This is a genomic window from Stenotrophomonas sp. TWI819 (assembly GCF_039673075.1).
In the GTDB taxonomy this organism is placed as follows: domain Bacteria; phylum Pseudomonadota; class Gammaproteobacteria; order Xanthomonadales; family Xanthomonadaceae; genus Stenotrophomonas; species Stenotrophomonas rhizophila_B.
The window spans coordinates 19,398-31,726 of sequence record NZ_JBDJKY010000009.1 but is presented as its reverse complement, the minus strand read 5'-3'; the positions used below and the strand labels follow the sequence as shown (position 1 = coordinate 31,726).

General features: G+C 68.2%; 11 protein-coding genes. 4 read left to right on the top strand and 7 right to left on the bottom strand.

All coding sequences use genetic code 11. The features are described from left to right. The first annotated feature begins 132 nt into the window (after positions 1-132). The 3 genes from ABE463_RS13080 to lpxH all read left to right on the top strand — a co-directional run bounded on the left by ABE463_RS13080 (position 133) and on the right by lpxH (position 2,619). Complete coding sequence (locus tag ABE463_RS13080; RefSeq protein WP_346468473.1) at positions 133-1,272, top strand: glycosyltransferase family 1 protein; 1,140 nt, start codon at positions 133-135, stop codon at positions 1,270-1,272. Beyond that, on the top strand, positions 1,253-1,786 hold the full coding sequence (locus ABE463_RS13075) for a phosphatase PAP2 family protein (protein WP_346468472.1): 534 nt from the start codon (positions 1,253-1,255) through the stop codon (positions 1,784-1,786). The genes ABE463_RS13080 and ABE463_RS13075 overlap by 20 nt, the downstream gene beginning before the upstream one ends. A gap of 89 nt (positions 1,787-1,875) precedes the next feature. Then, positions 1,876-2,619 carry a UDP-2,3-diacylglucosamine diphosphatase gene (gene lpxH, locus ABE463_RS13070; protein ID WP_346468471.1) on the top strand — a complete coding sequence of 248 codons (744 nt, stop codon included), beginning with the start codon at positions 1,876-1,878 and terminating at the stop codon, positions 2,617-2,619. A gap of 212 nt (positions 2,620-2,831) precedes the next feature. Here the strand turns inward: lpxH and ABE463_RS13065 are convergent, their stop codons facing one another. Then, a complete protein-coding gene (locus ABE463_RS13065; protein WP_346468470.1) occupies positions 2,832-4,244 on the bottom strand; it encodes an insecticidal delta-endotoxin Cry8Ea1 family protein in 1,413 nt (470 codons plus the stop codon). Positions 4,245-4,479: 235 nt separating this feature from the next. Here ABE463_RS13065 and ABE463_RS13060 point away from each other — a divergent pair, with 235 nt between their 5' ends. After that, complete coding sequence (locus tag ABE463_RS13060) at positions 4,480-5,958, top strand: DUF2235 domain-containing protein (RefSeq protein WP_346468469.1); 1,479 nt, start codon at positions 4,480-4,482, stop codon at positions 5,956-5,958. Here the strand turns inward: ABE463_RS13060 and ABE463_RS13055 are convergent. The 6 genes from ABE463_RS13055 to ABE463_RS13030 all read right to left on the bottom strand — a co-directional run bounded on the left by ABE463_RS13055 (position 5,931) and on the right by ABE463_RS13030 (position 12,175). Continuing rightward, positions 5,931-6,791: a ferritin-like domain-containing protein gene (locus ABE463_RS13055; RefSeq protein WP_346468468.1), complete on the bottom strand. Its 861-nt coding sequence runs from the start codon at positions 6,789-6,791 to the stop codon at positions 5,931-5,933. The two genes, ABE463_RS13060 and ABE463_RS13055, sit on opposite strands and share 28 nt — an antisense overlap. Before the next feature lie 9 nt (positions 6,792-6,800). Beyond that, positions 6,801-8,267 (bottom strand): amidophosphoribosyltransferase, encoded by a 1,467-nt coding sequence (purF, locus tag ABE463_RS13050; RefSeq protein WP_019185825.1) that lies wholly within the window; start codon positions 8,265-8,267, stop codon positions 6,801-6,803. A gap of 30 nt (positions 8,268-8,297) precedes the next feature. Then, positions 8,298-9,029, bottom strand: coding sequence for a CvpA family protein (locus ABE463_RS13045; RefSeq protein WP_346468467.1), 732 nt, complete (start codon positions 9,027-9,029; stop codon positions 8,298-8,300). 58 nt (positions 9,030-9,087) lie between these two features. Continuing rightward, complete coding sequence (locus tag ABE463_RS13040; protein WP_346468466.1) at positions 9,088-10,104, bottom strand: SPOR domain-containing protein; 1,017 nt, start codon at positions 10,102-10,104, stop codon at positions 9,088-9,090. A gap of 97 nt (positions 10,105-10,201) precedes the next feature. Beyond that, positions 10,202-11,479, bottom strand: coding sequence for a bifunctional tetrahydrofolate synthase/dihydrofolate synthase (gene folC / locus ABE463_RS13035; RefSeq protein ID WP_346468465.1), 1,278 nt, complete (start codon positions 11,477-11,479; stop codon positions 10,202-10,204). Between the two features lie 51 nt (positions 11,480-11,530). After that, on the bottom strand, positions 11,531-12,175 hold the full coding sequence (locus ABE463_RS13030; RefSeq protein WP_346468464.1) for a histidine phosphatase family protein: 645 nt from the start codon (positions 12,173-12,175) through the stop codon (positions 11,531-11,533). Between the last annotated feature and the right edge of the window lie 154 nt (positions 12,176-12,329).

Here is a 12,329-nt window from a genome sequence, read left to right as displayed (position 1 = left end):
AACGATTGATCGCCACGGCCCTTCGGGGCCGTGGCTTTTTACTGCCGGTGCGCGCGTCATCCCAACGTCATACGGCGGTCATGTCGGCTACATCGCCCGGCCCCAGCATGCGTGGCATACCGGAGGCCCGCCATGCGCTATGCCATCGTCACCGAAACCTACCCCCCTGAAGTCAACGGCGTTGCCCTGACCGTACAGGGCCTGGAACTGGGGCTGCGTGCCGCCGGCCATCAGGTCGATCTGGTCCGGCCCCGGCAACCCTCCGATGCCGAGGCGGTGGACGGCACGGTGCTGGTCACCGGCGCCAACCTGCCGCGCTACCCCGGCCTGCGCTTCGGTCTGCCCGCACCCTCCCGCCTGGCCCGCCAGTGGCAACACCAGCGGCCGGACGCGATCTACATCGCCACCGAAGGCCCGCTGGGCTGGTCGGCACTGCGCACCGCACGACGCCTCGGAATCCCGGTCGCCACCGGCTTCCATACCCGCTTCGATGAGTACCTGCCCGACTACGGCGTGGCCTGGCTGCAGGCCGCCGCGCTGCGCTGGATGCGCCGCTTCCACAACCAGGCCGATGCCACCCTGGTGCCGACCCAGGAGCTGCAGCAGTTCCTCGGCGAGCAGGGCTTTGATCGTGTGCGCCTGCTGGCGCGCGCCGTGGACAGCAGTCAGTTCGAGCCCGAACGCCGTGACCCGGCACTGCGCGAGGAATGGGGCATCGATGGCAACGGCTTCGCGGCGATCTATGTCGGCCGCATCGCACCGGAAAAGAACCTTGGTCTGGCGGTCAAAGCATTCCGCCACCTGCAGCAGGTGCGACCGAAGGCGCGGTTCGTGTTCGTCGGCGATGGCCCGTCACGCGCCAAGCTGGCCCACGACAACCCGGACTTCATCTTCTGCGGCGTGCAGCGCGGCGATGCGCTGGCGCGGCACTTCGCCAGCGGCGATCTGTTCCTGTTCCCCAGCCGCAGCGAGACCTTCGGCAACGTCACCCTTGAAGCCATGGCCAGCGGTCTGGCCACGGTCGCCTTCGATTACGGCGCTGCCCGCGAGTACCTGCGCACCGATGAGAACGGCATTGCCGTGAATGACGACAGCGAGTTTGTGACCGCCGCCGTGCAGTTGGCCGGCGACGACGCCCTGCGCCACCGGCTCGGCCGCACTGCCGCCATTGCGATGAAGCGGCTGCATCCGCAGCATGTGGTGGCCGAGTTCGATGCGCTGCTGGCCGAGCTGGCCCAGGCCCGGAGGCCGCATGCCGACCACGCCGCTTGATGCCCTTCGCGGGCGCGAAACCCGCTGGTGCCGCCGCGCCAACCACTACTGCCGGCACCGCCGGATCCGCCATGCCTTCGCCGTGATCAGCCGCCTGGGCGATGGCGCGTTCTGGTATGCGCTGATGGGCGCGCTGGTGCTGCTGGACGGCTTGGATGGCCTGCGTGCTTCGTTGCACATGGCCGCCACCGGCTTGATGGCACTGCTGCTGTACAAGGGCCTCAAGCGCTGGACGCGCCGCCCGCGGCCATTTGCCGCCGACCTGCGCATCCGCGCCTGGGTGGCGCCGCTGGATGAGTTCAGTTTCCCGTCCGGGCACACCCTGCACGCGGTGTCCTTCACGATCGTGGCACTGGCCTACTACCCGTGGCTGGCCCCGTTGCTGGTGCCCTTCACTGTGCTGATCGGCCTGTCGCGGGTGGTGCTGGGCCTGCACTACCCCAGCGATGTGCTGGCCGCGACCGGCATCGCCGCACTGCTGGCCGCCGCCAGCCTGCGATGGCTGCCGTTGTAGCCGGGATCGCCGCGCCTCCTGTTGACTCGGCAAGGGCGATTCACCCTGTAGCGATGCCTCACCCCGTGATCCCGTTTTACAATGGGTCCATGACCACGCTGTTCATCTCCGATCTGCACCTGGACCCGAGTCGTCCAGCCATCACCGACCTGTTCCTGGCCTTTCTGCGCGATGAAGCGATGCAGGCCGACGCCCTGTACATCCTGGGCGACCTGTTCGAAGCCTGGATCGGCGATGACACGCCCTCCCCGGCCGCCGATGCGGTAGCGGCCGCGCTGCATGCCGTGGCCGATGCCGGCGTGCCGGTGTACTTCATCCGCGGCAACCGCGATTTCCTGGTCGGCGAGGACTACGCGCGCCGCGCAGGGTTCACGATTCTCCCCGACCCGAGCGTCATCGATCTGTATGGCCGTCCGGTACTGCTGCAGCACGGCGATCTGCTGTGCACCGACGATGTCGCCTACCAGCAGTTCCGCACGCAGACCCGCGACCCGGTGTTCCAGGCGCAGTTCCTGTCGCAGCCACTGGCCGCACGCATCGCCTTCGCACAGAAGGCGCGCGATGCCAGCCAGGCGCGCCAGTCGGAAATGAAACAGGGCGACCGTGCCCAGTTCGAAACCGTCACCGATGTCGCACCTGCGGAAGTGGATGCCACGTTCGGCCGCTATGGCGTGGACACGATGATCCACGGCCACACCCACCGCCCGGCCATCCACACGCTGCAGACCGGCGGGCGCGACTGCACCCGCATCGTACTGGGCGACTGGTACGAGCAGGGTTCGGTACTGCGCGTCACGCCCGAAGGTTGGACGCTGGACGCCCTGGCGAACTGAACCGCCCCCGCGACGGCGCAGTGGCCGCCGCGGGAAACGCAGATCAGCGGAACGCGGCCACCGCTGCCTTGGTGTTGACCAGTACGCGCTGGTTGTCAGCGCTGCTGGCGATGCCTGTCAGGGCCGGCTCGCCCATCTGGCGCGACCTGGCGCGGTTAATTCAATAGAAATTACGAATGGAATTTCGGAACTGTGATCGAGTGCTTCTTGGTTCAGCCTTGTGCAGGCTCACGCAGCGCGGGTTGCAGCCCGACCGGCCACACACGCTGCAGCCGCTCCCGCACTTGCCTGTCCAAGGCGACCGGGGCGGTAGGCGTATCCAGCTGGAAGCCGAACATGCACCCGGACAGCACACCGCCGTAGCCGGCCGCCGTGCCGAAGCCGATCACACTGGAGAGGTGGTGGTCCGGAAAGCCCAGCCGGGTGACCGGACGGTCATTGCCGTGACTGCCGACCTCGGCAGTGCGACCACCGTCGCCGTACTCCAGCACCAGCGTGTCCACTGCATAGCCCTGTCGCACCAGCACGGCGCGGATATGTCCACGCTGGACGACGTCGTGATACCGATAGGCATCGCCCCCGGGTCCACCCACGTGCACAGCATCGACGTGGCCTGGCCCCTGTCCGGCCGCGTAGGCCAGCGTCAACCCATCGACGAACACGAAGCCCTGCAGCGTGATGGCGCGGATCGGGCCGGTGGGCGGTGGTGGCAACGCCAGCCGCATCGGCTCGGGGACCGCGTTGTCGTAGTAGGAGCCGACCAGCATGCTGAAGAGCTCACGGTCCAGCCGCACCTGCACGACCTCCGGGTACCGGGCCGTATCGAAGTAGGCCCAGCAGTCACGCGTATCGCCCAGGCTCGCCTGGAGCTGGCTGCGCAGGGTATACACCGCGGCCAGCGGCTCGTTGCGGTGGTCCCACGCATCATGCGGATGGGCCTTCGCCGCCGCCTGCAGCTGCAGTTCAACGACATCATCGTAGTACTGGCCGTAGTCGCTGATGTTGGCCTGCAGCTGTTGCTGGTAATCCAGAATGACCGCCGGTGGAAAGCCGCCCTTGCGTCCCTGCTGGACAGCCTGGCGCAGCAGGCCCAGATGCAGGTTGGCGACAGGGACGAACAGCGGCAGCAGGCGCGCCTCATGGCCCTTCAACATGAAGCCCTGGATGGAGGCGGTGAAGGCCACGTTCATGGCATCGATGACGCTGCGCAGGTGCTGTGCATCGCCGCTCTGCAGCGCCGAGAGGAACAGCCGGGTGGTCCGGGTGAACCCCACCAGCGACGCCTGCACCTGGAGGTAGAGGGCATCGTCGATCTTCTCATCGACGATCCGGTTGATCGCCTCGACGTACTGCTGCCATTGCGCATCGTCGCTGTCGAACAGATGGCCGGGAATGAACAGCCCGCCAAAAAAGGACAGGATGCCCCCCACCTCCGGGACCGCCGCCAGGGCTTTGAGGGTCAGCGAGCGGAAAACGCCCCACCACCAGTCCGCATCGAACGTGGCGGCAAGCGCTCCGTCCAGATGCTGTGCCAGCGTGGGCCGGGGGAGGCTGAGCGCGGTGCCTCCCAGTGCCGCCAGACCGAGAAAACGACGCCGGTTCAGGACCGGTGGGCGAAGCATCATGGGAATGCCCGTTGTGCGGAAACGGCCTGCAGAATAGGCACCGCTCGACACGGCCAGGTAAACCTTGCGTTATATCGGCCTTGGTATCAAAACAAAATGCCGATAGCGACATCTCGATCATCGCCGCGTATTGAATTATCGTCCTACCGTGCGTGCCCGTTGCTGCTCAACGTCGCGGGTCGATCATGGCCAGACACAGGTGGACGTGCATGCAGACCCGAACCAGGCGCTGGATATGAGCCCACCCGACCGCACTCGCCTCGACAACACGCTGCACATCGGTCTGTTCTTCGATGGCACCCGCAACAACGCTGACAACCTGCAGCGCGCCTCACGCCCGGCAGGCGCCACGACGCCCACACCGCGCCCACCCGCCGTAGTCGCCGATGATGCCTCCCCGTACCAGAGCCGCTTGACCAGCAGCTACAGCAACGGCCTGACCAACATCGCGCGGCTGCATGCGCTGTATCCGGACCATCGGCAGATGCCGCCCGCAGGCAACACGCTCGCGCTGTCGATCTATATCGAGGGTGTGGGCACGCGCACCGGTGAAGAGGACGACCTGTTGGGGCTGGCGTTCGGCATCGGCCGCACCGGTGTACGCGCGAAGCGACGCCGGGCGCTGGAGCAGCTGCTGCCCGACGCGCTGCGCCAGCTCGCCCGCGCGCACCCTGGCCGCGTCCTCGGCAGCGTGCGGGTGGATCTGTTCGGCTATTCGCGTGGCGCGGCCAGCGCGCGCGACGCGGTGAACGTGCTCAACGCACCCGGTGCCGCCGCGTGGCTGCGCGAGCAGTTGGTGCGCTCGGGCTGGTCATTGGCGCCGGGATTTCCAGGCGCGGTGGGGCCGGTGCGCTTCGTCGGGCTGCTCGATACGGTGGTGGCGATCGGCCGCCAGCATGGCGATGAGATGCCGGTGGTCGCACTGCCCGCCGGCTGCGCGGACAAGGTGGTGCAGCTGGTCGCGCGCGATGAGCACCGCGAGCATTTCGCGCTGACCAGCGTGGCGCCCGAACATGAGGAGATCGCGTTGCCCGGCGTGCACGCCAACATCGGCGGCGGCTACGACCAGCGCATCGAAGGACCCAAGCTGCTGAGCCGACCACAGGGACAGCTGCTGCGTGGCACCGGACTGGCCGCAGGCGATGTGCCGCCGTTGGCGTTGCTGCGCGCGAGCACGGTCTACCGCGCCGCACAGGCGACGTGTCGGCGCTGGCAGCGCGCACTGGGGCTGGGGGATGACGCGATCTGGGTGGATGTCTGGCACCACTGGCAGCAGCAGCGTGTGGCCGGCAGCCGCAGCGTCCTGCCGCAACTCACCCTGCGCGCCTACGCGGCGGTGGTGCTGCGCCGCGAGGTCGATGCGCGTTACCAGTTTATCGCGCTGCGCCTGCTGCACCAGCATGCGGGGGCGGCAGGTGTCGCGTGGACGACCTCACCGGACGCGTTGCCCGCACTCGCACTTCCCCTGGAGCTGCAGCCCATCGCGGCCCGGTTGCTGGCCGGCCATCCGCTGGATGCCGCGCAGGAGCTCACGCTTCGCCAGCATTACCAGATGCAGTCCGCGCACTGGAACTTCGATGCCCTGGGCGACACTGCGCTGCTCTATGCCGCCGATGAAGGCACGCGGGAACTGCCGTATCGGCCGGGGCCAGGGCTGTTCTACGTCAACCGGCCGACCGAAAACGGTCAGCGCGTGGTGCTGGCCAACACCTGACCGCGCAGTTCGGTCTGTTCGATCAGCTCGGCCAGTTCTTCTTCGTCGAATCCGGCCAACAGGCGCGCTTCCAGGTTGAACGGGCCATAGAGGAAGCCGCCGGCGTACTCGCGCAGCAATGCCATGAACCGCGGGCGTGGCTCGACGTTCTCGCGCGTGCAATACCAGCGGTACCACCGCGAACCAGCGGCCACATGCGCCACCTCTTCGCGCAGGATGATCTCCAGCACATCGGCGGTGGCATGGTCGCCACCGGCACGCAGCTTCACGATCATGCCCGGGGTGACATCCAGCCCGCGCGCTTCGAGCACGCGCGGCACCAGCGCCATGCGCGCCAGCCCGTCATGCGCAGTCTTCTCGCACATTTCCCACAGGCCGTTGTGCGCGTCGAAATCGCCGTAGGCATAGCCGTTGGCCTGCAGCCGATCGTGCAGCAGCATGAAGTGGCGCGATTCGTCATCGGCCACGCTGACCCAGTCGGCATGGAAGGAGCTCGGCAGGCCGCGGAAACGGTAGACCGCATCCCAGGCCAGGTCGATCGCATTGAGTTCGATATGCGCGATGGCGTGCACGAACGCGGCCCGCCCTTCCACGCTGCCCAGGCCACGACGCGGCAGATCGCGCGGGTGGACGAGTGTGGGCCGGGCCGGGCGGCCCGGCATCCGGATCGGCTCCGGTGGCGGCGCATCGGCCGGTGCCTTCAGGCGACCGGCGCGGAACTGCACGGCGTAGTGCTGGGTCAACGCGACCTTGCGCAACGGATCCGGCTCGGCCAGGCACTGCTGCGCGGCCTGCAGCAGATCGCCGGCCGCGCTGTCCAACACGTCACTCATGCCCTGCCCTCAGGCGCGACGCTTGTGCTTGGCATCGTCCGAACGCAGCTGCTGGATGCGCTCGAAATAGCCCGGCTCGATCCCGGTCGGGTAGACGCCGTTGAAGCACGAGGAATCGAACGACTTCAGCTCCGGGTTGCCTTCGCTCACCGCCGCTTCCATGTCCTCGATGTCCTGGTAGATCAGCCAGTCGCAGCCCAGGTGCTTCTCGATTTCTTCGATGCTGCGGTTGTGCGCGACCAGTTCTTCGGCCGCCGGCATGTCGATGCCGTAGATGTTGGGGTAGCGCACCGGCGGCGCGGCGCTGGCCAGGTAGACCTTGCGGGCACCGGCGTCACGCGCCATCTGCACGATCTGCTGGCTGGTGGTGCCGCGCACGATCGAATCGTCGACCAGCAGCACCACGCGGTTGCGGAACTCCAGGTGGATCGGGTTGAGCTTGCGGCGCACCGACTTCACCCGCTCACCCTGGCCCGGCATGATGAAGGTGCGGCCGATGTAACGGTTCTTGATGAAGCCTTCGCGGTACTTCACCCCGAGCGTGTTGGAAATCTCCAGTGCGGCATCGCGCGAGGTATCCGGAATCGGGATGATGGTGTCGATGTCGTGATCCGGGCGCAGGCGCAGGATCTTCTCACCCAGTTTGATGCCCATGCGCATGCGCGCCTTGTGCACCGAGACGTTGTCGATCATCGAATCCGGGCGGGCGAAGTACACGTACTCGAAGATGCACGGGCTGTGCTCGACCGGCTCGGCGCAGACTTCGGAGAACAGCTCACCCCGCGCGGTGATCACCAGCGCTTCGCCCGGGCGCACATCGCGCACGCGCTGGAAGCCGAGCACGTCCAGTGCGGCCGATTCGGAGGCCACGATGTACTCGTCGCCCTCGGCGTGGGCGCGCTTACCCAGCACCAGCGGGCGGATGCCGTGCGGATCGCGGAAGGCCACCAGGCCCAGGCCCAGCACCACGCTGATCACCGCATAGCCGCCCTTGACGCGGCGGTGCACGGCGGCCACGGCGCGGATCGCCGCTTCCGGGGTCAGCTGGCGCTGCGCGTCCAGTTCGAAGGCGAACACGTTCAACAGCACTTCGCTGTCCGAATCGGTGTTGACGTTGCGGCGGTCCTGCTCGAACACCTGCTGGCGCAGGGCTTCGGTATTGATCAGGTTGCCGTTGTGGGCCAGCGCGATGCCGTACGGCGAGTTCACGTAGAACGGCTGCGCCTCGTCCATGCCTTCCGAACCGGCGGTGGGATAGCGCACATGCGCGATGCCGACGCGGCCTTCCAGCGTGGACATCCGCTTGGCATCGAACACATCGCGCACCAGGCCATTGGCCTTCTGCACGCGCAGGCGGGTGCCATCGGCGGTGGCGATGCCGGCCGCGTCCTGGCCACGATGCTGGAGGACGGTCAGGCCGTCATACAACTGCCCGGCGACGTTCTGGTTGCCGACGATTCCGACGATGCCACACATGGTGCGAATTCTCCGCTGGGCTGCGCCCATCTACAGTGAAGGTGGCCGTGCCTGGCCGGGGGTACCGTTCCGTGCCGGAGCGGTGTCGTCCGGACGCGGGGGCGCCGGCTCGATATTGACTGGCAGTGTGGAAGCCGGCCCGCGCGCCGCAGCGTCGGCAGGTGCCGTCTCCCTCCCCTCGTCAACGGGACGCGGCCATCCGCGCCCTGCCACTACCTCGCCAAGGACGCCATTATCGCCTGTCGCGAGCGGCTTGCCCAAATCCATCGTCGGCAGTTGCGGCAGATTCACCTCCGGCAACGCCATCTCCGGCAGCTGCGCCTGCATCCAGCGCACGCCGGGTTGCAGCAGTGGCCGCACCTGCGAGGTCTGCCAGGCCGGCTCCTGCGGCAGCGGCGTGAAGGCAGCCAGCATCAGCAGCACGCAGCCCAGGAAGGCGCCGCGTACCAAGCCCAGCGCGCCCCCCAGCAGGCGGTCGGCGCCGGTCAGGCAGGTGACCTTCACGGCCGCCTTGATCAGCATGCCGATCAGGCCGACGCCGATCATGACGATCAGGAACACCCCCAGATAGCCGGCAACGTAATGGCCGGTGCCCGGTTCCTGCGGCGCCGCCCACCACTGGGCTGCGTCATTGCCGAACAGGAACGCGGCCCAGCCGGCCAGCAGCCAGGACAGCGTGCTGACCACGATGCCGACAAAGCCGCGCATCAGGCCCAGCAGGACCGAGGCCCCGATCAGGACCAGCAGGACGATGTCGATCATGCCGGCAGGCCGCGCGGCAGGCGCCGTCCAGCGGGTGCGGGGCGGCGCAGCTCAGGCATCAGGGGTGCGGGCGGACCATGCCGGCCACACCGACCTTGGCGGCCACCTGGGCCTTGAGGTTCTCGGCATCGGCGCGGTTGGCGACCGGCCCGACGCGGACCCGGTTGAGGGTGCCCTTGTCGGTACGGACCTGCTCCACGAAGGCGCTGAAGCCGGCGGCGCGGACTTTGTCGCGCAGCGCGTTGGCCTCGGCCGCCTGGCCGAAGGCACCGAGCTGCACGGCGAAACCGACGCTGCTGGCGGCCGGGGCAGCCGGAGCAGCCGGTGCCGCGACGGCCGTCTCGGGCTTGGGCGCCGGGGCCGGTTTGGGCTCGGGCTTGGGCGCGGCCGGCTTCGGTTCCGGCTTGGCGGCCGCGACCGGCTCGGCCGGCAGGGATTCGGTTTTCACGGTATTGCCCGCCGGCGCGGCGGCAGCGCTGGAGGCCGACGGGGTCGGTGCAGTCGCAGCCGGCGTGGCGGCAACCGCGGTATCGGCGTGAGCATCCAGGGTGATGACCTCGGCCTTGACGTCGTTGCGCACCTTCACCGCCTGCAGGCGGCCGGCTTCGGCCAGCGCGCGATCGGCGTAGGGGCCGACGCGTACGCGCCAAGCCTGCCGGCCATTGATCATGGCCGGCTCGCGGAAGCCCGCCAGCTGGGCGCTCTTCAACGAGGCGATGACGCGGTCGGCATCGGCTTCGGTGGCATAGGCACCGAAGCTGACGGCGTAGTTGCCCGCGGCCACGGCCGGCGAGGTATCGGCCGGCGCCGGATCGGCGGCGACCGCAGCGCTGTCGGCCAGCGGCTGCGTGGTGGATGCCCCGCTCTGCAGGCCGGTGGCGCCACCAGTGGGGGCGACCAGCGGCAGCTCGCGGGTTTCGAACTGGCCATCCGACGGCGCGGCCGGTGCACTGATCGGCACGTTGGCGACACCACTGTCAGGTGCGGGACCCTTGACCAGCATGGGCAGGAAAATCACGGCCAACGCCACCAGGACGATGGCACCAATCAGTCGCTGTTTCAGAGGAGTATCCACGTGAAGGCAGGCAGGCGGCGCGGCGGAATGCCACGGCGATTATACGGGTGCGCGCGTGTGCGGCGGCTGATGCGGCTGAACGGCGCTGCAAAGCACCTCAGGCGCCGGGGTCGAGGGTCTGCAGCGCCTGCGCGGCGGTGTGGAAGGAGCCGAACACCAGCACGCGATCGCCGGCCTGGGCCTGCGTCACGGCATGCTGCAGGGCGTCCACGACGGTGGCATGCGGCGTAGCGCCGGCCGCAGCCGTACCGGTCAGGCGTGCCCGCAGTTCCTCGGCGCTCTGCGCACGCGCCCCCTCCAGCCCGGCCAGGTGCCACTGCTGGACCTGATCGGCCAAGGCCTCGACCACCCCGGCGGCATCCTTGTCCTGCAGGGCGGCAAACACCGCGATGGTGTTGCCGGTGACGCGACTGGCCTTCAGTGCGGTGGCCAGTTCGCGTGCGGCCTGCGGGTTGTGGCCGACATCGACCAGCACCTCCACGCCGTCACGATCGAAGGCCTGCAGACGGCCACGGATACGCGCGGCGGCGACGCCTTCGATGAAGGCGGTGCGCGGCAGCGGACGATCCAGCGCACGCAGCGCGGCGATCGCCGTCGCGGCATTGGCCCGCTGGATGGGCCCGCGCAGCGTCGGGTGCGGCAGTTCGATACGGAAGCCGACATCGCGCCAGCGCCAGCGCTCGCCATCGATGGCATCGGCGAAGAAATCGCTGCCGCCACGGATGGCGTTGGCACCCACCAGATAGGCACGCGCGAGCACACTCGAGGGCGGATCGATTTCGCCGAGGATCACCGGCTTCCAGCCTCGGATGATGCCGGCCTTCTCGGTCCCGATCGCTTCACGGTCCTCGCCCAGCCAGCCGCTGTGGTCGATATCGACGGTGGTGATCACCGCCACGTCGCCATCGACGATGTTGACCGCATCCAGACGCCCGCCAAGGCCGACTTCAAGCACGGCCAGATCCAGGCCCGCCTGCGCGAACAGCTGCAGGGCGGCCAACGTGCCGTACTCGAAGTAGGTCAGCGTGGTATCGCCACGCGCGTCCTCAATGGCGTTGAAGGCCGCCATCAGAGCGTCATCGGTGGCGTCCTGGCCATCGATGCGCACGCGCTCGTTGTAGCGCAGCAGGTGCGGCGAGGTGTACGCACCGACCTTCCAGCCGGCGGCACGTGCGATGGCCTCGATGAAGGCCACGGTGGAGCCTTTGCCGTTGGTGCCACCGACCACGATGCTGCGCTCGGCCGGCGCGCCCAGCCCCATCGCCTGCGCCACGGTACGCACCCGGTCCAGCCCCATGTCGATGGTGGCGGGGTGCTGCTGCTCGATGTAGCCGAGCCAATCGGAGAGGGTCTGCGGACGGGCGGTGGTGGTCATGGTCGTTGGATCGGAATCGTTGGGGCGGACGGCAGGATGGGACGCAGTGCGTTACAGCGCGCGGTGCTTGGCTTCGCCGAAGAACGGGGTGTGGTGCGCACAGTCGTTGAGGCGGACCACTTCCAGCTGATCGAGGTCGGGGCCTTCGAGCAGGTTGAGGGTGGTCGGTGCCTGGCGGAAGGTCCACAGGCGCGAGATCGGCAGGCCGAGGATGCGGCACAGGATCACGCGGTTGACGGCGTCATGGGCGACCACCAGCAGGGTGTCGTGCTCGCCCAGGCCTTCAGCGGCACGGGCCAGGCCACGCCAGCTGCGTTCGAGCACCAGGCGCAGCGATTCGCCGCCGGGCATCAGCACGGTGTCCGGTTCTTCGCGCCAGGCGCGCAGGCGGGAGGGATCCTTGTCGTGGATTTCGCTGGCCAGCAGGCCTTCCCATTCACCGTGGGCGATTTCCTGCAGGTCCGGCTCGGTCAGCAGCATAGGCGCGCGCTCGGCACCGAGGGCGAGCTGGGCGGTGAGCTGGGCGCGCGAGAGCGGTGAGGCAACGGCACGGGTGATGTCGACGGACTTCAGACGTTCCCCCAGTGCCTTGGCCTGGGCTTCGCCGATCGGCGACAACGGGATATCGATCTGGCCTTGGTAGCGGCCTTCGGCATTCCACGGCGTTTCGCCGTGACGGGCAAGCAGGATGCGCATGCGGACAAGGGGTCCTTGGGGGAGGAGGTTCCGGCGCTTCGTTCACATCCTGTGAAAGCACGCGGAACAGGGATGATACCCGGTCGCGGCTGTGAAGCTGTGTGGCGCTTTGCGCTTCGTTGTTTGCGTGCTTGCTGACTTGCTGACTTACGGA

What these genes read in the sequence shown, in the direction of transcription:
- ABE463_RS13080 (WP_346468473.1), top strand. Translation starts at nt 133, where the DNA reads ATGCGCTATGCCATCGTCACCGAAACCTACCCCCCTGAAGTCAACGGC.
- ABE463_RS13075 (WP_346468472.1), top strand. Translation starts at nt 1,253, where the DNA reads ATGCCGACCACGCCGCTTGATGCCCTTCGCGGGCGCGAAACCCGCTGG.
- lpxH (WP_346468471.1), top strand. Translation starts at nt 1,876, where the DNA reads ATGACCACGCTGTTCATCTCCGATCTGCACCTGGACCCGAGTCGTCCA.
- ABE463_RS13065 (WP_346468470.1), bottom strand. Translation starts at nt 4,244, where the DNA reads ATGATGCTTCGCCCACCGGTCCTGAACCGGCGTCGTTTTCTCGGTCTG.
- ABE463_RS13060 (WP_346468469.1), top strand. Translation starts at nt 4,480, where the DNA reads ATGAGCCCACCCGACCGCACTCGCCTCGACAACACGCTGCACATCGGT.
- ABE463_RS13055 (WP_346468468.1), bottom strand. Translation starts at nt 6,791, where the DNA reads ATGAGTGACGTGTTGGACAGCGCGGCCGGCGATCTGCTGCAGGCCGCG.
- purF (WP_019185825.1), bottom strand. Translation starts at nt 8,267, where the DNA reads ATGTGTGGCATCGTCGGAATCGTCGGCAACCAGAACGTCGCCGGGCAG.
- ABE463_RS13045 (WP_346468467.1), bottom strand. Translation starts at nt 9,029, where the DNA reads ATGATCGACATCGTCCTGCTGGTCCTGATCGGGGCCTCGGTCCTGCTG.
- folC (WP_346468465.1), bottom strand. Translation starts at nt 11,479, where the DNA reads ATGACCACCACCGCCCGTCCGCAGACCCTCTCCGATTGGCTCGGCTAC.
- ABE463_RS13030 (WP_346468464.1), bottom strand. Translation starts at nt 12,175, where the DNA reads ATGCGCATCCTGCTTGCCCGTCACGGCGAAACGCCGTGGAATGCCGAA.